At 58.0% G+C, this 20,039-nt stretch carries 17 protein-coding genes and 1 pseudogene; 8 read left to right on the top strand and 10 right to left on the bottom strand.

Features of this window, described 5'->3' with window-relative positions:
• The 6 genes and pseudogenes from ACH2EH_RS02280 to ACH2EH_RS02255 all read right to left on the bottom strand — a co-directional run.
• Positions 1 to 289 (bottom strand): annotated as a pseudogene (locus ACH2EH_RS02280) (glucuronyl hydrolase); the annotation flags it as partial.
• On the bottom strand, positions 286 to 1,077 hold the full coding sequence (locus tag ACH2EH_RS02275) for a hypothetical protein (protein ID WP_395138483.1): 792 nt from the start codon (positions 1,075 to 1,077) through the stop codon (positions 286 to 288). The pseudogene ACH2EH_RS02280 and the gene ACH2EH_RS02275, both read right to left, overlap by 4 nt.
• 168 nt (positions 1,078 to 1,245) lie before the next feature.
• Entirely contained in the window at positions 1,246 to 1,620 is a 375-nt protein-coding gene (locus tag ACH2EH_RS02270; RefSeq protein WP_395138480.1) for a hypothetical protein, read from the bottom strand.
• Positions 1,617 to 1,889 carry a hypothetical protein gene (locus ACH2EH_RS02265; RefSeq protein ID WP_395138478.1) on the bottom strand — a complete coding sequence of 91 codons (273 nt, stop codon included), beginning with the start codon at positions 1,887 to 1,889 and terminating at the stop codon, positions 1,617 to 1,619. Before ACH2EH_RS02265 ends, ACH2EH_RS02270 begins: the two co-directional genes overlap by 4 nt.
• A gap of 9 nt (positions 1,890 to 1,898) precedes the next feature.
• Positions 1,899 to 2,891 (bottom strand): dihydrodipicolinate synthase family protein, encoded by a 993-nt coding sequence (locus ACH2EH_RS02260; RefSeq protein WP_395138475.1) that lies wholly within the window; start codon positions 2,889 to 2,891, stop codon positions 1,899 to 1,901.
• Positions 2,892 to 2,997: 106 nt separating this feature from the next.
• Positions 2,998 to 4,002 (bottom strand): NAD-dependent epimerase/dehydratase family protein, encoded by a 1,005-nt coding sequence (locus tag ACH2EH_RS02255; protein WP_395138472.1) that lies wholly within the window; start codon positions 4,000 to 4,002, stop codon positions 2,998 to 3,000.
• Between the two features lie 86 nt (positions 4,003 to 4,088).
• Here ACH2EH_RS02255 and ACH2EH_RS02250 point away from each other — a divergent pair, with 86 nt between their 5' ends.
• Positions 4,089 to 6,584, top strand: a complete 2,496-nt coding sequence (locus tag ACH2EH_RS02250; protein ID WP_395138469.1) for a DUF1592 domain-containing protein — start codon at positions 4,089 to 4,091, stop codon at positions 6,582 to 6,584.
• A gap of 32 nt (positions 6,585 to 6,616) precedes the next feature.
• Complete coding sequence (locus ACH2EH_RS02245; protein WP_395138467.1) at positions 6,617 to 7,936, top strand: DUF1552 domain-containing protein; 1,320 nt, start codon at positions 6,617 to 6,619, stop codon at positions 7,934 to 7,936.
• Positions 7,937 to 7,971: 35 nt separating this feature from the next.
• Here ACH2EH_RS02245 and ACH2EH_RS02240 read toward each other — a convergent pair whose 3' ends face one another.
• The 3 genes from ACH2EH_RS02240 to ACH2EH_RS02230 all read right to left on the bottom strand — a co-directional run bounded on the left by ACH2EH_RS02240 (position 7,972) and on the right by ACH2EH_RS02230 (position 10,009).
• On the bottom strand, positions 7,972 to 8,451 hold the full coding sequence (locus ACH2EH_RS02240; protein WP_395138464.1) for a DinB family protein: 480 nt from the start codon (positions 8,449 to 8,451) through the stop codon (positions 7,972 to 7,974).
• A 6-nt stretch (positions 8,452 to 8,457) separates the two neighbouring features.
• Positions 8,458 to 8,829: a VOC family protein gene (locus ACH2EH_RS02235; RefSeq protein ID WP_395138461.1), complete on the bottom strand. Its 372-nt coding sequence runs from the start codon at positions 8,827 to 8,829 to the stop codon at positions 8,458 to 8,460.
• Positions 8,830 to 8,899: 70 nt separating this feature from the next.
• Positions 8,900 to 10,009, bottom strand: a complete 1,110-nt coding sequence (locus ACH2EH_RS02230) for a hypothetical protein (protein ID WP_395138459.1) — start codon at positions 10,007 to 10,009, stop codon at positions 8,900 to 8,902.
• Between the two features lie 114 nt (positions 10,010 to 10,123).
• Between ACH2EH_RS02230 and ACH2EH_RS02225 the strand changes: the two genes are divergently transcribed.
• The 3 genes from ACH2EH_RS02225 to ACH2EH_RS02215 are packed head-to-tail and all read left to right on the top strand — an operon-like array spanning position 10,124 to position 13,464.
• Positions 10,124 to 11,209: a glycosyltransferase family 4 protein gene (locus ACH2EH_RS02225; RefSeq protein WP_395138457.1), complete on the top strand. Its 1,086-nt coding sequence runs from the start codon at positions 10,124 to 10,126 to the stop codon at positions 11,207 to 11,209.
• Positions 11,206 to 12,240, top strand: a complete 1,035-nt coding sequence (locus ACH2EH_RS02220; RefSeq protein WP_395138454.1) for a GDP-mannose 4,6-dehydratase — start codon at positions 11,206 to 11,208, stop codon at positions 12,238 to 12,240. Before ACH2EH_RS02225 ends, ACH2EH_RS02220 begins: the two co-directional genes overlap by 4 nt.
• Before the next feature lie 9 nt (positions 12,241 to 12,249).
• The gene (locus ACH2EH_RS02215) at positions 12,250 to 13,464 is read left to right on the top strand and encodes a glycosyltransferase family 4 protein (protein WP_395138450.1); all 1,215 of its coding nucleotides are present in this window, start codon (positions 12,250 to 12,252) and stop codon (positions 13,462 to 13,464) included.
• 51 nt (positions 13,465 to 13,515) lie between these two features.
• Here the strand turns inward: ACH2EH_RS02215 and ACH2EH_RS02210 are convergent, their stop codons facing one another.
• Positions 13,516 to 15,582, bottom strand: coding sequence for a S9 family peptidase (locus tag ACH2EH_RS02210; RefSeq protein WP_395138448.1), 2,067 nt, complete (start codon positions 15,580 to 15,582; stop codon positions 13,516 to 13,518).
• Positions 15,583 to 15,747: 165 nt separating this feature from the next.
• Between ACH2EH_RS02210 and ACH2EH_RS02205 the strand changes: the two genes are divergently transcribed.
• The 3 genes from ACH2EH_RS02205 to ACH2EH_RS02195 all read left to right on the top strand — a co-directional run.
• Positions 15,748 to 16,170: a Spy/CpxP family protein refolding chaperone gene (locus ACH2EH_RS02205; protein ID WP_395138445.1), complete on the top strand. Its 423-nt coding sequence runs from the start codon at positions 15,748 to 15,750 to the stop codon at positions 16,168 to 16,170.
• 51 nt (positions 16,171 to 16,221) lie between these two features.
• Entirely contained in the window at positions 16,222 to 19,263 is a 3,042-nt protein-coding gene (locus ACH2EH_RS02200) for a DUF1553 domain-containing protein (RefSeq protein WP_395138443.1), read from the top strand.
• A gap of 5 nt (positions 19,264 to 19,268) precedes the next feature.
• On the top strand, positions 19,269 to 20,039 hold a 771-nt coding region (locus ACH2EH_RS02195; protein ID WP_395138441.1), incomplete at its 3' end, for a hypothetical protein.

Below are 20,039 nucleotides of genomic sequence, written 5' to 3'. Positions count from 1 at the left end.
AGAAGAAGAGAAATCCTAAATCATGGACGGCGCGGTCGTACTGGCGCGGCTCCAACGGCGTGCTGCGCTTGACAGCTTCGTCGAGCCAGAAGCTCTCGCCCGTGGCCTCGGCGAAGAGAAACATCATCCCTGGATAGAAACCGTCGCACCAGTGCGTCCAGCGCTTGGTGTCCTGGCCGAACTTGCCATGCACGGTGTACATCGGGTAGTAATCGGCGGGGTAGGCGGCGATAAGGTTTTTGACCTGAGCCTGTGCAAAGGCAAAGGCGCTCTCAAGAGTTGCGTTCACGTCAGAGAGTGTACCTCAACTCCCCAGTCGCGCTCCAGCATCTCCCAGTGCGTGAGCTGCTCCCGAAGCTCACCGAGCATGGCACGCACCACATCTTGCACGGTCACCAGTGCTTTTGGCCAGACGGGTTTGATGGGCTGCTCTACCACAAATGTCCAGCAGAGCCAGAGGGCAATAGCGCTCAGAATCAGCCGCGAGCCGACACTAACCTCCACGTTTTTCCAGAGCAGGTAGGTGAGCACCGAAAATCCCCCCAGTGCGCCCCACGTTCGCTCCGACAGTGGCCACCAAACGGTCTTCATCGTCACCGAGGGCCACAAGCTCCTCCACGGCTCGGGGAGCTTTTGCCAGAAACCCGCGAGCTGCGCCTCAGGGATCAGCTCCGCAATGGCTTCGTCGCCTTTAAGCGGCTTGCCTAGCGCCCGGCCCATCATATCGACAAGCTGCGCGTCGGTGACATTCATCCCAACCAGCCCGCGCCACTGCGTCAGAAACTCTTCCTCAACCAGGGTAACTAAGTGATCAAACCGATTGGGTATCCTATCCACTACCAGGTTGATCTGTAGAAGCTCCGCCACACCCTCCACGACATCTTCAAGAACCGACGAATCATCAAAATTCCCCAGAAGTGCGGAGTCCCAGGCCGCCACCTGAATTTGCTGCTCCTCGCACTCCGTCCCCACGATCCGCATCAGTGCCAGCCGCGAGAGCGGCGGGTTGATATTTTCCGGCCACTCCGTCGCCTGGCCCGCCACCTCACGTAGTTGTCGCGCTTCCTCTACTGTCATCGTTCGCTACCTCCAGCATCGCTCTTCATCACCTTTTGGTACTTTGCGACCTCGGCACGCAAGGTAAAGGAGTTGCCCCAGTTCTCGGCTTCTTTCCAGACAAGCCTCGCAGACTCGTGGGGGGGTCATAATTCTTCTACCGTGGCCAGCCATCAAGATGTTCCGCAATTATGCTCGCTCGATGGTGATGGAGCCACCTGAAACGAGTTCCAAAGTTACAAGTGATCTGTGGAGAAGTTTCATTCCAAGAAGGGGCTTCGTGGCTTCATTGACCAAGGCAAAGACAGTTTTGGGGCGTCCGTCCCAGAGGACGGTTACTTCGTAGCGGGCTACCGGACGTACCGTCCCATCGGCAAGCTCCATCTCACGCAGGTCTACGGGAGTCGCTCCAATGTCTTTAATCTGCTCTTTACTGAGCATGAGAAAACCAGTAAATCCTGTATCGAGTATGGTTGTCACTGGAATTCGGTCACCAGATGTAGCCAGTATCTCTAGATCAACCGTGATCTCACTACGATCTGGGAGATAGCTTCCCACAATCACGCGGCTTGTTCCCGCTCAAGTTGAAGGGACGTGCCAACTGCATCAGCTGTGCGGAAGCCAACTTTGAGGCTGAAAACCCGAGCATTTGGGTGGCGAAGGCGAAGACTCCTAAAAAGCTCGACGTCATTACCGTCTTCACCTAGCTCGTAGTCCCCAGAGTCTACATCTATCATCAGGAGTTTCCCTATGTTTTCTGGGATTGCCAGACGCGACCTAAGGTGGCGCTCGTAGATTGCCTTACCCCGTGCGATAATCTCTTCCATTGCCATGGTTCGATTTTATCGCAACCAGTCATCTAAGTGCTCAGCAATGAAGTTATCGTCGGGCTGGACGAGGTGCGGGTAGGCGGCTCGCACGCGCTCGATTTCCTCACGCTGACCCTGCGAGAGCGTCTCGCTTTCGTCGAGGCACCAGATGCCTTCAAGCAAGCCTTGCTGCTGCAAGACGTAGTGAATTCCGGCGATGCAGCCACGAAAATTATTGGCGGTGTCGAAGATCGCGGCGTTCATGTCGGTAACAGCGACTCCTGTGGCGAGCAATTCGGCAGGGACGGTATCGGTGACGGCTTGGCAGGTTTGGAGAAGCTCCACAGCGCTCTTCGTCCAGCAGGCCCAGTGCCCGAGCAGGCCCCCGACGATGCGGCGGCCAAAGTAGGTCGTCACCAGGTCAGCAACAATCGCATCGTCGTTTCCGGTGTAGAGCGCGATGTCTTCTCGGCCCGTTTCGGCGAGCGCACGAATCACATCCAGGGTCTGATAGCGGTTAAAGGGTGCGATCTTGACGGCGACCACGCTCTCGATCTCAAAGAACCGTCGCCAGAAGGCGTAGGGCAAGACGCGCCCTCCGACGGCGGGCTGCAAGTAAAACCCGATCAGTGGAATGACCTCGCCGACGGCACGGCAGTGGGTAAGCAGCGTCTCGTCGTCGGCAGTTTTCAGTGCGGCCAGCGAGAGCAAGCCCGCATCGTAACCCAGGGAGCGCAGGAGTGTAGCCTCGGCAACGGCATGCCTGGTCTCACCACAGACACCGCCGATGCGGAATACCTCGCGCCCCGCTCGATCCATTTCCTCTTTGGTGAGGCTTAGAACCGGCTCGAACAACGCAATTTCCGGGTCACGGATGGCAAACTGGGTCGTGTGAACGCCGACTGCGAGCCCGCCCACGCCCGCTGCCAGATAATAACGTGTGAGCGCCCGCTGCCGCCGCTCATCCAGCTTGCGATTTGCGGTGAGCGCGAGCGGTTGCGCAGGAATGGCAAGACCTCTCCCCAACCCCTCTCCCGAGCGCTCATTCTTCGCTGGGAAAGGGGCTAACGGCTCTAGAAGCCCCTTCCCCAAGGAGGAACGACTGCCCGGGGGAGGGGTTGGGGGAGAGGTTTTAGAACTTTCCATCGCGCACCTCGAACTTCGTGGGCTTACCGAGCGTCGGGCCGCCGTTTTTGATCCACTGCGCCGTCCACTCTAGGACTTGCTCCACGCCGACGGCCGGGTAGCCAAACGCTCGATGCGCTTTCTGACCGTTGGAGAGCAGAGCGTGCGGCGCTTCCTCTCTCTCAAAAATTGGCTCTTTTCCAAGCAACTTCCCAAGCTGTTCTGCGATTCTTCGCACGGAGAGCTGCTCGGGGCCGGCGAGGTTGAAGATACTCGCGGGCGACGAGGCGTAGGCGAGGCTCTGGAGCGCCCACGCGTTGGCATCACCTTGCCACACTACATTGACGGCAGCCATTGACACGGAGATCGGCGCGTCTTCCCAGACTTTCCGCGCAATATCACACAGTACGCCATAGCGCAGCTCGACCGCGTAGTTGAGACGTAGAATGGAAACGGGCGTGTCGTAGCTCTCCGCAAAATACTGGAAGATGCGCTCACGGCCCAGGCAGCTCTGTGCGTACTCTCCGATAGGTCCCGGTGCGTCGGTCTCGACACTGCCACCTTGGTGCAGCGGCGTGAGCGGGTAGACATTGCCGGTGGAGAATGCGGCGATGCGGCTCGTGGTGAAGCGCTGGCAGACCAATCCCGGCAGAAAGCTGTTCATCGCCCAGGTCAGAGGCTCGTTGCCTGTGGCTCCGAATTTCATCCCGGCCATGAAGACGATATTTTGGACATCGGGAAGCGCCATCAGCGCGTCCACATCCAGTAAGTCCGCCGCGATAGTCTCGACCCCAGCAAGCTCCAGCCAGGCGCGGGTTGTTGGATCAGAGAAGCGACTCACGGCGATCACCCGGCGCGACTTGCCCATGGCACGTTTTGCCATCCGTGCCAGGGTCGGCCCCATCTTGCCTGCCGCGCCTAAAATCATCAGATTACCATCGAGAGCATCCAGCGCCGTGATCACCGCCGGAGGGGGCTCCGAGAGGCGATCCTCAAGTTCGTCAAGCGTCATCTCATAAATCCTCGCTGATCGTACCATAAACGTGTACAATAGCCTTCAATAATAGACCGGTTTATCCCTTAGGGTGAGGGAATTTTATGCATCGTTCACTTATTTTTTTACCGCCGCTCAGTCTGGCTCTTTTGCTTGGGCTGGCCGTCGTACCGACTTCGGGGCACCAGACAATCCCCGCAAAAAGAGGGATCGTCTTTGAGCAGGCGCTCTGGCCGTATTTTGCGAAAAACTGTGTCGCGTGCCATGACACGAAGACTAAAGCAGGTGGCCTGGATCTGCTCTCGCTAAAACGTGGGGGCTCCGCGACGCGCTCCCGAGAGGAATGGGAGAGTGTCCTGAGCAAGGTCAAGACTGGTGAGATGCCGCCCCAAGGCTCGCCTAAACCCTCTCAGGCCGAGAGTCGTGCGCTTCTTCGGCAGATCGAGGCGGAGCTGGAGCGCGTAGACCGAGCGGCTCCTCCCACGCCCGGCAGTGTCACCGCGCACCGTCTGAACCGCGCGGAGTACAACAACACCGTTCAAGAGCTGCTGGGCGTAAGCTTCCGTCCCGCCGATGAGTTTGCGCAAGATGACTCTGGCTACGGCTTCGATAATATCGGCGATGTCCTCTCGCTCTCGTCGTCGCAGATGGAAAAGTACGTCGCGGCCTCGGAGAAAATAGCCCGCGTCGCGCTTTTTGGACCGGAATTGCTCCAGCCTGCGCTGGCGCGGCACGAGGCATCGGGTCGGAATATCGTTGTCGGTCCCACCATCCCCGCAAGCTACGATGTCACTGGCCTCAACGTCCCCAACTCACTGCACACCACCCACCGATTCCCCGTGGACGGTGAGTATGTCTTTCGTTTTGGTCTGAATGGCACCCGTCCATTGGGCTCCGAGCCGCTCCCGTTTGGACTTTGGATAGATGGCAAGAAAGTGCAGACACTCACGATAGATGCCGAAGGAGCGTCGGGGTTTTCCTTTGATCGCCAGGATCTCTCGGGTAGGACATTGGAGTGCCGCGTCAAAGTAAAAGCGGGCGATCACTGGGTCGCGGCCACTATCGAGCGAATGTACGAGGGACTGCCCCCCGAGTTTAGCGGCCCCAGCCCCTCAAAGCGAAAAGTAGTTCCACGGGAGTTCAAGCTCCCCCCCGGCTTTCCCCCGGAGCGGGCCGAGGAGTTCCGAAAGCGCTTTGAGGAGCGTAAAAAAGAGAAAGTGCCCGCCAATGATGCTCGTGTCAGCGCGGTAGAGATCGGTGGCCCGTACGCGCAAACCCAAGGCCCCTCAGCGGCGAGCCTGCGCAAGATTTTTGTTTGTGGCCACCTACAGGGCGGCCACGCGCCCGCCTGCACGCCAAAGATCGTAGGCAATTTAGCGCGTCGTGCGTTTCGTCGTCCCGTGACACCACAAGAGATCGCCCGTCTCTCCCATCTGGTTGGTCTGGCGCAAAAAAACGGCGATTCCTATGAGGAAGGGATCGGTTTGGCGGTTCAGGGAATCTTAGTTTCCCCGCACTTTCTGTTTCGTATCGAGCGTGACCAGCCCCTCGCAAAACCAAACACGCCGCAGCTTCTCACTCAGCACGAGCTCGCGAGCCGTCTTTCGTATTTTCTCTGGAGCAGCACGCCCGATGACGCACTACGGGCTTGTGCGGATAGCCAAACCCTCCGCAAGCCGGGGGTCTTAGAGGCGCAAGTTCAGCGGATGCTCGCGTCGCCAAAATCGCACGCGCTTGCTGAGAACTTCGCTGGGCAGTGGCTTCAGTTCCGAGCGCTGGAGTCCGTCAAGCCCGACCGAAGCCGCTTCCCAGAGTTCGACGAGTACTTGCGTCTTTCTATGCGTCAGGAGACCGAGCTATTTTTTGATAGTATTGTCAAAGAGGATCAGAGCATTCTGACGCTCCTACTGGGAAAGTACACGTTCCTGAATGAGCGCCTTGCGAGCTTCTATAAAATCCCCGGCATCACTGTCGTTGGCCCTACGTTTCGCAAGGTAGATCTCACAGGAACCGCCCGTGGAGGGATTCTAACACACGCAAGCGTGCTCACGGTGACGTCGTATCCGAATCGAACCTCGCCCGTGCTGCGGGGCAAGTGGATTCTTGAAAACATTCTCAACGCGCCACCGCCCGCTCCCCCACCAGGTGTGCCGAATCTGGATGTCTCTGCCGTGGGCTCCGCAACATCGCTCCGGCAGCAGCTTGAGGAGCACCGGAAGAACCCGACCTGCGCTTCCTGCCATGCCCGTATGGACCCGCTCGGCTTTGGTCTAGAGAACTTCGACGCCATTGGGGCTTTTCGAAAGAACGATGGGACAGTTGCCATTGATTCGTCGGGCTCACTGCCGGATGGACGGACTTTCCAAGGTGCCGACGGCCTCAGAACAATTCTTAAAACAGACAGCGGTGAATTTGCACAGTGTTTCGCCACTAAGCTGCTTACCTATGCACTGGGACGTGGCCTGGAGCGCTACGACCGCGCCGCCGTGAGTGCGATCACGAAAAGCAGCGCCGCTAAGAACTATCGTTTCTCCAGCCTGGTGCAGGCCATTGTCACCAGCAAGCCGTTTCAGATGCGGCAAAGTAAAGGATCAAAGTAATGTATATTTCAGGCAATCACGTATCGCGGCGAATGCTGCTACGCGGTGCGGGTGCCGCCATTGCACTGCCTCTTTTAGACGCCATGACGCCCGCGCTTGCGTCGCCGCGCCGTACACGGAAAGCACCGATTCGCCTCGTCTTTTGCTACGTACCCAACGGCATTATCATGAGCGACTGGACACCCAAAGGGATCGGGAGCGCCTTTGAGATCACGCGGATCCTCAAGCCACTGGAAGCCTTTAGAAACGAGCTCATGGTAATCTCCGGGCTTGCCGACCACAACGGCAACGAGCTGGGCGATGGTGCAGGCGACCACGCCCGGGCGGGGGCCTCGTTTCTGACGGGTGTTCACTGCAAAAAAACAAGCGGCGCGGATATTTTAGGGGGCATCTCGGCGGATCAGATCGCCGCGCGCACATTTGCCTCTCAGACACGCTTCGCATCGCTGGAGCTGGGCTGTGAGGACTCGCGCACTGTGGGCAACTGCGACTCGGGCTATAGCTGCGCCTACACCAATAGTATCTCCTGGCGCAGCCCCACGACACCGATGCCCCCCGAAGTAAACCCACGTGCCGTCTTTGAGCGTCTCTTCGGCACCGAGGACTTCCGCCTCGACCCCGCGACGCGGGCACGGCGCGCAAACTACCGCAAGAGTATCCTGGACATGGTGCGTGAGGATACGCAGAGTCTGGTTGGCACGCTGGGACAAGCGGATCGGCGCAAGATGGACGAGTATCTCACGTCGGTTCGTGAGATCGAGGTTCGCATTCAGAGTGCCGAGCGAGATAACCACGTCGCCGCGCCTGGAATCGAAAAACCCGCTGGCATTCCCGTGGCCTTTGCTGAGTATGTCACGCTGATGTTCGATCTCCAAGTGGCGGCCTTCAAGACGGACTCCACCCGTGTCTCGACCATGATGATCGGGCGCGAGGGCAGCATGCGAACCTACCCGGAGATCAATATCGCCGACAGTCATCACCCACTAACCCACCACCGCAACAACCCACAGTTCATTGAGAAAGTCGCACAAATCAACACGCTTCATACTGAGCTCTTTGCACGCTACTTAGGAAAACTCAAGGCCACTCAAGACGGCGAGGGCAACCTACTGGACAACTCCCTCATCGTCTATGGCAGCGGCATAAGTGATGGAAACCGCCACACGCATGAAAACCTGCCACTGCTCGTTGCTGGCGGCGGCGGCGGCAGTGTGAAGCCGGGTCGCCACATCGCCTACGCACAAGAAACGCCGGTTGCAAATTTATACATGACACTGCTAGACCGCGCCGGTGTCCGCCCCGAATCCATCGGCGACAGCACCGGCAAACTCGTCCAGCTCGGCCAGATGTGACCCCCTCCTCGCCACTTGGCGAGGAGGAGGAAACCTCAGTTATCGGGCGTCTGCTCTCCCAGGAGATGCCGCACTGTGTACATCTGCCCAATGTGATAACCAACATGAAACACCATGTACTGCAACACCTCACCATAGGTGTTCCCTGGTGACCCGTTTGGGGAAGCACTGTCCAAGTCGAGGTTCCGTGCCTTAAGATGGGCAACCGCTTCCTGATGCACCCGCGCTAGCTCTGCACCAACCTGCTGCGCCGTCAGGGCGAGATGCGCGTCTGAAGGAGTCATCGCAAGCGTCGCGGGGTAGTACCGGAACTGTGAGTCAATCAGTGGGCTACTCACCTTGCCCTCACCTGCAAACCGGTTCGCCTCCGCGTAGGCGATATGCCCCGCCAGCTCACCCACCGAGAGAATCCCCTCCGCAGGCCGTTTCCAGACGTTCTCATCCGCCAGCCCTTTAAACGCTTCTGTCACCTCGAAATACGCCAACTCCAGGCTGCTCAGGTACGTTTCAAGCATCTTTTCCTACTCCCCACCTTTGATGGGCTGCATGATCCCAGAGATAATCCCCTCGGTGTCGGAGAAGTACGCAAGCCAGCCGACTCCAGGGATCTGATGCTTCTCCATCGTGATCGTCCCACCTGCTGCCTTGATTTTCTCAATCGCCTCGTCAATGTCCGTAATATCAATGACGTTGATCGGGGCCATGGGAAACTGCGGGTCATGAGCCATTAATCCGCCATTGATTCCCTCGGCCTCTTTCTCGCCCGTCTGCACGAGCCAGTAGTCCATCGGGCCATCCCACTTATGGAACTTCCAGCCAAACGCCTGGCTATAAAACGCAATCGCACGCTCCGGGTTCTGGGCCGGGAGCTCAAAATGAATCACTCTAGACATAGTCTTTTCCTCCTCTGACGACTATCTATCGCCAATAACAAACATAAGTTTACACAAGTCCTCACGTTTGTCAATGACTTTTTTTCGCCAGGGCAGAAAGCCCCCACGCGGCAAAGTCCGCGATGCGCTCGTCGTTGCTCGCGAAGCCGGGGCAGAGCTGGCCGGCGGCGTCCACGTACCCCGCTTCTCCACGGGAGCGTCGGTCTTGATGGGCAATCACAACGAGAGCACCTTCCGTAAAGAGCGCCTGAACCTCGTCGGGGATCGCCTGGCCACCGATGCAAGTGGGCACGAGGGGCGCAAGCTCGGGGGTGTTGTGCTCCGTGCCCGCAGTCACAATAATTCCAGCGGCACGGAGCGCCTTGACATAGTGGGCGAGAACCTCGGGAGTGTTGCGTGTCGGAATCAGTTCAGCAGCCCAGATCCCACGTTCCTTCAGCGAGGCGATCAGCGTGTTTGCGTCGGCCTCGAATGGACAGATCGGGTTGGAACCGTCAATTAGGGTGGGGTAGCAGGGAATCCCTCCCAGTGCAAGGATCAGCTGATACGCGTGGTCAAACCCGACAAAAGTCTCGGGGATATAGCCCGGCTTCCCCGCCTTCATCCACTGGGAGCGAATCGCATTCTGATCCAGCGCACCGGGGCGGCCTTCCAGCGCGGCCTCAAAGGCTTGCGCCACATGGCGCTCCTGCAAATAAACCGTCGCCACCGGGCAACCGTGGCGCTGTGCGATGGCTTGCTGAATTGTCTCCGCGGTGAGTGGGACGCTCAGAAGTGCACTGAGTTTCTCCACCACCTTTGCCATACGCTCCGAGTCGTTGTGCCGAATGACGGCAAGCAGTGCCGTTGCCTCAGCAGAAAGCGTCGAAAACTCCGTGATTCCCTTACCACACAGATAGAACTTGCCCGGATTTCCCGGATCGTTGATCTTGATTCCTGCGGCTTGCAGCTCTGGCACCAGGCAGATAATCTCTAGGCCAAAGAGAGGGAAAATCCCCTTTGCCTTAGCAAGCGCAGCGAACTCCGCGTAGACACTCCAGTCGTAGTAGTTACTGCCCCCCAGCACAGAGAGGCCTTGCTCGGAAGCAAGCTCAATGGCCTGGGAGACACTCACAAAGGCGGAGAAATTGGGAGGAAGGTGGATATGCGCATTGAGCTTCATCTCAGAAAGTCGGGTCATTCCTTCACTTTATCGCATGCTGTCTGGCTTGCCCTCCTTCGGATTGTCTGGTATGCTGTGCCTGCTTTGAAAGCCATACTGGTCCCCAATCTCGTGGAATACCACTCGGTTAGCATGAAACGCTATGCGCAAGAGCTGACACAATCCCTCCTCAATTTAAATCTCCCTGGTTGGGAATATGAGTCTCTTACCTGTCATCATATCGAACTGGTAGCGAAGCTGGTTCCTGGGAAACTCGGTAGCAAGAATGCAGAGCGGTTGGGGCGGCTGGTTAGCTATCCCCTCAAAGCGCGCAAAGCCCAGGGTGATTTATTTCACATTCTGGATCACAGCCATGCCCATATTATGCGTTCTCTCGTCGCACAAAAAACCATTATCACCTGCCATGACATTATCCCATTACTTGCCAGCCGCGGAAAAATTGATATTCCCGTCACTCCAAACGAAAAACGAGCCATTTTTAAAATTGTCCAGCGGCTGGAGCAGGCGCGGGCAGTGATCGCCATTTCAGAGTCCACCAAGGCTAATCTCCTTGAGCACACGCGTGTGCCTGAGGAACGGATCCATGTGGTGTACTACGGGGTCAATCCAAACTTCACGGCAGCTCCGCCCACGGGAATCAGCCGGGCTGACGAGCGGGCAGCCTTGCTGGCGCACTACAAGATTCCTGCCGAGGCTAAAGTGCTGATGCATGTCGGGACAACCGGACGCTACAAAAACAACACAGCCTTGGTGAAACTGCTCAAGGCGCTGGATAAAGATGTCTGGCTTCTGCGTGTCGGATCGCCTTTTTTCGACGATGAAGAGGCTCTTGTGGACAGCCTTGGCGTTCGAGACCGACTGGTTCAGGCGGGGAGAATCTACGATGACCAGCGCCTCGCTGCCCACTACCGGGCCGCTGATTTGTTTGTCTTTCCCTCTATCTGGGAAGGATTTGGCTGGCCGCCTCTGGAAGCAATGGCTTGTGGCACGCCCGCAGTCACCAGTAACGTCGCCTCGTTGCCTGAAGTGGTTGGGGATGCCGGGGTAACGGTGGGGCCACACGAGCATGCCGCCCTAGCTGAGGCTGTCAACTCCCTTTTGCAAGATCCCGTCCGGCTGAACGTATTGCGTCAGCGGGCGGTCGAGCAGGCAGCACGCTTCACCTGGGAGCGCTGTGGCAGACAGACACAAACGGTTTACGAGAAGGTTGCACTATGAAGGTAATTATTACAGGGGTCGCGGGGTTTATCGGTGGACACGCTGCACGCCGTTTTTTAGCGCAGGGTGCGACGGTGATTGGAATAGACAACCTCTCGCGGCGCGGCAATGCAGAGAATCTGGAGGAGCTGCGCCAGCTCCCGGGAGATTTTACGTTTGCGTTTGGTGATATTCGCAATATAAATGATATTCTCCGGATCTTCGCCGCCCACGAGGATGCCAATGTCGTGATTCATCTTGCGGGTCAGGTCGCTGTAACGACCTCGGTGACCAACCCGCGTATGGACTTTGAAGCCAATGCGCTCGGGACTTTCAACCTCCTGGAAGCAACGCGGCAACACTGCCCCGGAGCCACTTTTCTCTATTCATCCACCAATAAAGTCTATGGCGGCATGGAGCAGGTCGTTATTGTCGAAAGAGATGGTCGGTATGCGTATCGCGACATCCCGGAGGGCATGGTTGAAGAGACTCCTCTGGACTTCCACTCGCCTTACGGGTGCTCTAAGGGTGCAGGAGATCAGTACGTCCGTGACTACGCCCGTATCTATGGCTTAAAAACGGTGGTTTTCCGTCAGAGCTGTATCTACGGGACACATCAGTTTGGCATTGAAGACCAGGGCTGGGTCGCTTGGTTTACGATCGCAACAATCCTAGGCAAGCCAATTACTCTCTATGGCGATGGCAAGCAAGTACGTGATGTGCTCTGGGTTGATGACCTGATTGATCTTTATCAAGCTGCCATTGAGAAAATTGATATCGCGGCGGGCAAAGTCTATAATGCAGGCGGCGGCCTAGCAAACACCATGTCGCTCCGAGAGCTTCTGGCGTTTCTTGAGGAGCTCGCAGGGCACCCGATCTGCCCCGCCCAGGCGGACTGGCGCCCGGGTGACCAGAAAGTCTTTGTCGCAGACTGTACACGGGTTCGAACGGAGCTTGGCTGGAGTCCTAAAGTTGCGCCTAAGGAAGGGGTACAGCGGCTTTGGAGCTGGACAAATCCTAACCGTGCCCTGCTGGAAAAAGTGCTGGGGTAGGGTTGAATCGTGAAAAATCTCTCACCACTTGAACACTTCGCCTTTAGAGTTCTCTATTTGGATCACACCGCTCAGATGAGCGGAGGAGAAATGGCTCTCTCGCGGCTCCTGGCAACTCTAGACCCAAACCAAGTGGTACCGCTGGTGATTCTTGGGGAAGAAGGACCTCTAGCCAAGACACTCCGCAGTCAGGGAATTGAGACACATGTCTTCCCGCTGCTCTCGCACATTCGCACCATTCGTAAAGATACCATGGGCTTTCGTGGCTGGCTCCAGCGCGCGAAACATGGCCTACCGCTCTGGCTGTATGCTCAGCAAATTGCACGATTCGCTCAGAATAATAATGTTGATATTATCTATACAAACTCGCTTAAGTCAAACTTATACGGTGCATTAGCAAGCAAACTTGCACGAATACCTTTAATATGGCACGTCCGTGACAGGATTGAAGAAAGCTATCTCCCAATAGCAGCCGTTCGTCTTTTTCGTATTCTCGCACGCCGCCTGCCCACGTGCGTGGTTGCCAACTCACAAAGTACGCTAGAGACCCTTCATCTCCCCCCGACTGCCCTTACGGAAGTCATTGCGAGCGGGATGACCCAAGAGTATATCCAGCGTTGCCAGGAACCCCGTATCCATCATTCCCTTCCTCAGATAGGAATTGTGGGAAGAATTGCGTCGTGGAAAGGCCAGGATATCTTCCTCCGTGCAGCGGCTCAGGTGCTCAGGAGCGGTCATAAAGCCCATTTCCGGGTGGTTGGCGCACCACTTTTCGGGGAAGATTCGCAGCTCGATACGCTCCAATTGCTAGTCGGCGAGCTGGGGATCCAGGAGCATGTCACGTTCTGTGGATTCCAGTCAGACATCCCGTCGCAGCTACGCAATCTGGATATCCTGGTCCATGCTAGCACCCTCCCGGAGCCCTTCGGGCAGGTCATTGTTGAGGGCATGGTTGCGGGTGTCCCAGTGATCGCGACTGACGGCGGCGGGGCTCGCGAGATCGTCACGCACGAGCAAACGGGCCTCTTGGTGCCCCTCGGAGATGTAGAAGCGTTGACGGCGAGTTTGTTGCGCTTATTGGGGGATCCAGAGCTTGCGGGACGTCTTGGGGCGGCAGGAAAAGAGCACGCGCTCCAGAACTACACTGTGGAGATCTCCGCGCGAAAAAGCGAAGCCCTCTACGCGCGCGTGCTCCAAAGAAAAAAGCCGCCTAAAAACAACTAGCGAGCCTCCCCTCTGAGAGACTCGTTAGTCTGTCTTTTCTTTTTGATTGACTTACAAATTTCTTAAGAGGAAGCCCAGCATGAGCCGCGTGGAGTGCTGGCGCTGCTGTGGATCCCCAATGCCATGGCGGCTGGTCGGGGCGGGGTAGAACATCATCTCGAAATCTTTCCCAGCTTTTTGAAGACGATAGACCAGCTGTACAGAGTTCTGTAAGTGAACATTGTCATCCATCATGCCGTGCACGAGGAGCAGCTTGCCGTGACAGTTCTCCGCACCTTCCAGGCACGAAGCGGCTTTGTAGCCCTCCGGGTTGAGCTGCGGCGTAGACATGTAGCGCTCGGTGTAGATCGTGTCATAAAACGCCCAGTCTGTGGGTGGTGCCCCCGCGATCCCGCACTTGAACATCTTCGAGTGGGTCAGAGCGTAGGCCGTCATGAAACCACCGTAGCTCCAGCCCTCCATGGAGATACGGTCTTTGTCGGCGTAGCCCTGGTCTATCAGATACTTGAGCGCATCCTCGATATCCTGGAGCTCGCGCACCCCGAGCTGCTTGTAGCTACACTTCTGCGCTTCGGCCCCACGCGGGTTGGCGGTGCGGTTGTCGCACTTGAACACAATGATCCCGTTCTGCGCCAGAAACTGATCCCGAACACTTCCATTAACACTGCTGTAGCTGTTGCGCGCAGTGGGAGCACTCGGCCCGGCGTAGACGGGCATGTAGACCGGATAGCGCTTCTTAGGATCGTAGCCCGGCGGCAACAGTAGAGTCCCCTCCAGCACGTAGCCATCGCGCGCTTTAATTGTGACAAACTTGCCTTCCCCTAGCCGATACTGCGCTCCAGAGCGCGGCGGATCGTACTTCGCGACGGTCTTGAGCACTGCGCCGGTCTTGCCATCGCAGAGCCGAATCATTCCGGGGTTTTCCGCAGTGGAGTAGGTGTCCAGATAAAACTCCTCGGTGGGCGAAAACGCGACCTGGTGGGTGCCCATGCCCTGTGTCAGGCACAGGGGGGCGCTCTTACCGTCTAGTGACGCACGGTAGAGATGGCTTCCAGAAACATCCACCCCGTTGCCGTTGAAGTAGACTAGACCTTTCTCTTCATCAAGCCGGGTGACGCCTTTCAAATCGTAGAGTCCTTTGGTGACTTGGGCAACCAGTGTCCCATCCACTTTGTAGCGGTAGAGGTGCCGGAAACCGTCGCGGTCACTCGTCCAAAGAAACGTCCCATCGGCAAGCCACGTCGGGTCCTCAGTGACATCCACCCACTGGGCACTCTTCTCCGTGATCAGGGTTCGGGAGTCGTTGCCGGTGATGGCATCGGCGCTCCGAAGCTCAAGCTGGCTCTGTATTCGATTCTGAAGCTGGTAGTAGAGGCGCTTGCCGTCTGGAGTGAAGTTAAAGCGAACAATCAACAAGTCCTCGGGTACAAAAGGGCGGGTATCCACGAAGACCGGGTCCCCTCCCTCAACAGAAACAACGCCTAGCTTCGCGGTTGGGTTGGGGTCACCGGGCAGCGGGTAGTCCCAGTCCTCCGTCGCCTCCTGCTGACGTTTGGTATGGTCTTGCATCCGGTACTTCTTCACACCGGACTCATCGAGCCTGAGAAAGGCAAGGTGCTTATTATCCGGGCTCCAGCGAATCGCGTAACGACCGCCCCGACCATAGACTTCCTCATCGTAGACCCAGTCGAGAATCCCATTGAGAATGGTTCCTGAGCCGTCTTTAGTAAGCTGTTTATCGTCGCCGCCCTGACTGTCTTTCACATAGAGATTGTTGTTCTTGACATAGGCAGTGTAGCGCCCGTCGGGGCTGGTCAGGCTGCTTCCGCCCCCTCGGCGCACCCGCCGCGCACCCGTCGCCGCCGACGGTACTCGCACGGTTTCACTGTCTTTGGGCTGTGGGACATCTTTGCCCGTTCGAGCATCTATAAAGCGCTCGATACCCTCTTTGGTGAGCTTGTAGACGGTCCCGCTGGCCCAGCTTACCGATGCCTGTGGCACGGGTGACAAGCTGACTCCTGACCGCCCGAGAGCCTCGTCGAAGGTAAATACCTTTGTCTGGGCGAACGTGGGTGCCGCGCACACGAGGGCTGCGGCTAAGAAAAAAGAAGTGCGCATGAATTATTATAGCCGAACTCCCGTCGGGGAGCGTCCCTTGGTGTACCGTGTCGGCAATACTTAGGGAAGCGCCTAATTTTTTCCGTCGTCAGAAATTTTTCATAATTGTCTCGTATAATTTTAATAATTGTCCTGTATGACAAAGAATAAGAAATGGAACTCAATATGAAAACAACAGCTCTAACCCTCCTGGCAATCCTAGCCATCGGTGCCGTTGCCTTTGCTCAGCCCCCCGCAGGTGGCGGTGGACGCCCAGGCGGCGGCGGTGGTCCAGGCGGCGGTGGTGGACGCCAAGGTGGCGGTGGCATGCGGATGTTCGATCAGCTCGGCCTCACCGAAGCACAAAAGACCAAGCTCAAGACCCTCACCGACAAGCAGCGCGAGGAATCGGTAGCCCTTCGCAAGAAGCACACCGAGCAGATCAATGGCCTTCTGACTCCGGAGCAAAAAAAGAAGCTGGAGGAAGCGCGCAAACAAATGATGGATCGCTTCCGTGGCGGCGCAGGTGGTCCTGGTGGAGCGGGCGGCCCAGGGGCTCCTGCCGCTGCGGGCAAGCCTGCAGCCAAGCCCGGCACGAAAAAGGGCTAGAATAGCCGACTGTAGCTCTGGCCGAGAGCCGAACTCAGGTAGAATAGTGGCATGCATCGCCGCGTTTTTGCCCTTGTCTCCGCCCTCGGCCTCGCGACACTCAGCGTCGCTGCGCCCCCTCCCCAGCTTTTTTCACGCGACGACGGAGTCACTCTCGCTCGAAGCGCCCGACGGATTCTCTCAGAGAGCTGCTTTGCCTGCCATGGCCCCGATGAGAAGCAGCGAAAAGCAGGGCTACGCCTAGATCAGCCCAGCTCGGCGGTAGTCCCGGGCGACATTCTCGCCAGTGCACTGGTTCAACGCATTACAAAACCCACGAGCAGTCCCCTGGCAATGCCGCCGGTGACGAGCCATAAGGCGCTCACGGGGGCGCAGAAACAGCTTCTCCAGCGCTGGATCGGCGAGGGCGCCACCTACGAAAAACACTGGGCCTTTACCCCTCCTGTCCGACGGCGGCCAACAGGAGAGACAGAGAAAGGCATAGATAGTTTTATCCGGGCGCGGCTCACCCAGGAGAAGCTCACGCTCTCACCCGAGGCCGATAAACGCACGCTCATCCGCCGTGTCTCACTCGATCTGACGGGCCTGCCGCCAACACCTGTCGAGGTCAAGGCCTTTCTTGATGACAGTGCCCCTCGTGCCTACGAGCGCGTGGTAGACAGATTGCTGGCGAGCCCCGCCTACGGCGAGCGGATGGCACTGGGGTGGCTGGATCTGGCACGCTATGCCGACACGCACGGCTACCACATTGACTCCCACCGCGACATGTATAGATGGCGCGACTGGGTAATCGCGGCGTTTAATCAAAACAAGCCCTACGACCAGTTCGTGACCGAGCAGCTCGCCGGGGATCTGCTCCCCAATGCCACCCGAGATCAGAAGATCGCCACGGGCTTTAATCGCAACCACCCGATCAACTTTGAGGGCGGTGCCATCCCCGAGGAGTATCTCACAGCCTATGTCGCCGATCGAGTGGATACCACAGCGACGGCGTTTTTAGGCCTCACGATGCGCTGTGCCCAGTGCCACGACCACAAGTACGATCCACTGACGCAGCGCGACTACTACAAGCTCTTTGCCTACTTTAATAATAATGATGAGGTGGGCCTCGACGGGACCAAGGGCAACGCGAAACCGTTTCTACGCGCCCCCTACCCCGAGCAAGAAGCACGGCTCACAGCACTAGACACAAGGCAAGCCGAGCTTGACAGCAAGATCGCTGCAAAAGAAGCTGGCTCTGTCGCGATTCCCGAGCTGCTTACCAGCGACTGGGACACACAGCTTGCCCCGGGCCTCGCCGCGCATCTGAGCTTTCCAAAAGAACAAGTGGGGATTGTCAGCGGTGCGCTGGCACTGAACGGAAGCCAGGCAAAAGACTATCCAGGACTTGGGGAGTTTGAGCGCGATCAGCCGTTCTCCTATGGTTGCTGGGTCTGGCCCGAGGGCGGGAGTCAGGCGCTGTTCTCACGTATGGACAATGGACTGGGAGTACGTGGCTGGGATCTGTATCTCGCTGATGGTCAGCCGATGGCGCACCTTATTAGTCACTGGCCCGATGATGCCCTGCGCGCCGATAGCAAAGAGCGCCTGCCCATGGGCCGATGGAGCCATGTCTTTGTTACCTACGATGGTACGGGGAAGCTAGGCGGCGTAAAAATCTATGTCAATGGCAAGTCCACGGAGCTGACGTCGGGCGCGGACTCGCTGAAAAACACGATCAAGGTCAACAAGCCTTTGCGCCTTGGGGGACGCGATCAGGCAACGGGTTTTAAGGGTAAACTGGATGACATCCGGATCTACGCGCGCGTGGTTCCGCCCACTGAGGTTTCGCTTCTGGCCGAGACCGACCCCCTCCGGCCCGTGCTCGAACAGACCGCCGAAAAACGCACCCCCGAGCAGCAGCGCACCCTCACACGCTACGCCCTGCGCACCCGTGACCCGCAGTACCGGGCATTCTTTGACGAGAAAAACCAAGCAGCGCGGGAGAAAGACGCGCTCGAAAAAGAGATCCCTACGACAATGGTCATGCAGGAGCGCACGGAGCAACGCCCGACATTCTTACTGGAGCGCGGCGAGTACAACAAGCCCAAAGAGCGCGTGGAGGCGGGCATCCCCACATTGTTTGGCAACACTGCCGGGTCGCGCCTCGATCTAGCCAAGTGGCTTGTCTCCCCGCAGAACCCCCTGACGGCGCGTGTCGCGGTGAACCGGCTCTGGCAGCAATTTTTCGGCCTGGGACTGGTCAAGACAAGCGAGAATTTTGGTGTCCAAGGCGAAGCGCCCAGTCACCCGGAGCTGCTCGACAGGCTCGCGGTGGAGTTTAGAGAGTCCGGCTGGGATGTGAAAAAGCTGGTGCGCCGCATCGTCACCAGCGCCACCTACAAACAGACCTCTGTCGCCTCCGCCGCCTTGCTACACCGCGACCCCGAAAATAGACTGCTCGCCCGCGCCCCCCGCCTGCGTTTGCCTGCGGAGCTGGTGCGCGATCAGGCCCTCGCAGTGAGTGGCCTGCTGGTCTCAAAAGTGGGCGGGCCGAGTGTTAAGCCCTACCAGCCGCCAGGACTCTGGGAGGAGATGAGCTTCAAAGGAGACTTCTCCGCCCAAACCTACGAGCAAGACCACGGCGAGAAACTCTACCGTCGCTCGATGTACACCTTCTGGAAACGCACAGTTCCGCCGCCGAGCTTACAGACCTTCGATGCTCCCGAGCGCGAGTTTTGTATCGTCCGGCGCAGCGCCACCAACACCCCCCTCCAGGCGCTGATTTTAATGAACGATCCGACCTACATCGAGGCATCCCGCAAGCTCGCGGAGCATGTCCTGCGCGACGCCCTACCGTCGGCTCCCCAGCGCCTCGCCTATCTCTACCGGCTCCTGCTCGCCCGAGAACCCAGTACTGCGGAGCTCTCTCTTCTACTCACGGTAGTGAACCGCCAGACGACGGCATTTCGGAAGAGCCCGGAGAGCGCCGCTAAGCTGCTCCGGGTTGGTGAGTCTCCCACCGATACGTCCTTCGATCCCATTGAGCTAGCAGCCTGGGCGACTGTGTGCAGCACTGTGATGAACCTCGATGAAGCAATTACGCGGGGCTAGCCAACATGAAAACCACGATTGAACTTCTCGCCGATCTCGTTGCACTTCCCGGCCCACCGGGTCAAGAAGACACCGTGCGAGAGTATCTGGGCAAGCAGCTCGATGCCCTCAATTTACCCTGGCATGTGGATGCAAGAGGCAACCTACTCTGTGGCTCCGAGACTCCCAAAGTCATTGTTACGGCGCACTTGGATGAGATTGCGCTTCTGATTGCCGGAATGCGACACGATGGCTCGCTAGGTGTCGTGCCACTGGGTGGGACGCACCCATGGAAGTGGGGCGAGGGTCCCGTGGAGATTCTCCCGCTGGAGGGTGGCGAGCCGATTGCTGGGGTTCTTTCCTTCGGCTCTATTCACACCAGCCATCCCGCCACTGCCATCGAGCGGAGTCGCGCCGGACAGCCACTTACCTGGGCCGATGCGCGGATTATCCTCGGTAAAGTTCAAGACATCCCCGTCGGTTCACGCGTCGTCATGGCCCGCTGCCGCCGCACGCTCTGGCCCATGGACGATAAGATCGGCAGCTACTTCCTCGATGACCGCGCGGACTTAGTCGCCTGGCTCAAGGTAATTGAAACCCTCTTCGCGAAGCCGGAGAGGGTCGGCAACGAGGAACGAGTGAGCCGGGGAGAGGTTTTATTTGCCGCGACGGCTGCCGAGGAGCTGGGCGGGCATGGGGCGCTCTGGCTTTTGGGAAACACCCGGCCTGAGGTCTGTGTCGCGCTGGAGATCGGGCCGCTTGCGCCGGACAACGCCGTGCAGCTCACGGCAACCCCC

This window comes from Armatimonas sp. (genome assembly GCF_043760365.1).
GTDB lineage: Bacteria > Armatimonadota > Armatimonadia > Armatimonadales > Armatimonadaceae > Armatimonas.
Note: the sequence above shows the minus strand (reverse complement) of the source record. Positions and strands in the feature narration are given on the sequence as shown.

What these genes read in the sequence shown, in the direction of transcription:
- ACH2EH_RS02275 (WP_395138483.1), bottom strand. Translation starts at nt 1,077, where the DNA reads ATGACAGTAGAGGAAGCGCGACAACTACGTGAGGTGGCGGGCCAGGCG.
- ACH2EH_RS02265 (WP_395138478.1), bottom strand. Translation starts at nt 1,889, where the DNA reads ATGGCAATGGAAGAGATTATCGCACGGGGTAAGGCAATCTACGAGCGC.
- ACH2EH_RS02255 (WP_395138472.1), bottom strand. Translation starts at nt 4,002, where the DNA reads ATGACGCTTGACGAACTTGAGGATCGCCTCTCGGAGCCCCCTCCGGCG.
- ACH2EH_RS02250 (WP_395138469.1), top strand. Translation starts at nt 4,089, where the DNA reads ATGCATCGTTCACTTATTTTTTTACCGCCGCTCAGTCTGGCTCTTTTG.
- ACH2EH_RS02245 (WP_395138467.1), top strand. Translation starts at nt 6,617, where the DNA reads ATGCTGCTACGCGGTGCGGGTGCCGCCATTGCACTGCCTCTTTTAGAC.
- ACH2EH_RS02240 (WP_395138464.1), bottom strand. Translation starts at nt 8,451, where the DNA reads ATGCTTGAAACGTACCTGAGCAGCCTGGAGTTGGCGTATTTCGAGGTG.
- ACH2EH_RS02235 (WP_395138461.1), bottom strand. Translation starts at nt 8,829, where the DNA reads ATGTCTAGAGTGATTCATTTTGAGCTCCCGGCCCAGAACCCGGAGCGT.
- ACH2EH_RS02230 (WP_395138459.1), bottom strand. Translation starts at nt 10,009, where the DNA reads ATGACCCGACTTTCTGAGATGAAGCTCAATGCGCATATCCACCTTCCT.
- ACH2EH_RS02225 (WP_395138457.1), top strand. Translation starts at nt 10,124, where the DNA reads ATGAAACGCTATGCGCAAGAGCTGACACAATCCCTCCTCAATTTAAAT.
- ACH2EH_RS02220 (WP_395138454.1), top strand. Translation starts at nt 11,206, where the DNA reads ATGAAGGTAATTATTACAGGGGTCGCGGGGTTTATCGGTGGACACGCT.
- ACH2EH_RS02210 (WP_395138448.1), bottom strand. Translation starts at nt 15,582, where the DNA reads ATGCGCACTTCTTTTTTCTTAGCCGCAGCCCTCGTGTGCGCGGCACCC.
- ACH2EH_RS02205 (WP_395138445.1), top strand. Translation starts at nt 15,748, where the DNA reads ATGAAAACAACAGCTCTAACCCTCCTGGCAATCCTAGCCATCGGTGCC.
- ACH2EH_RS02200 (WP_395138443.1), top strand. Translation starts at nt 16,222, where the DNA reads ATGCATCGCCGCGTTTTTGCCCTTGTCTCCGCCCTCGGCCTCGCGACA.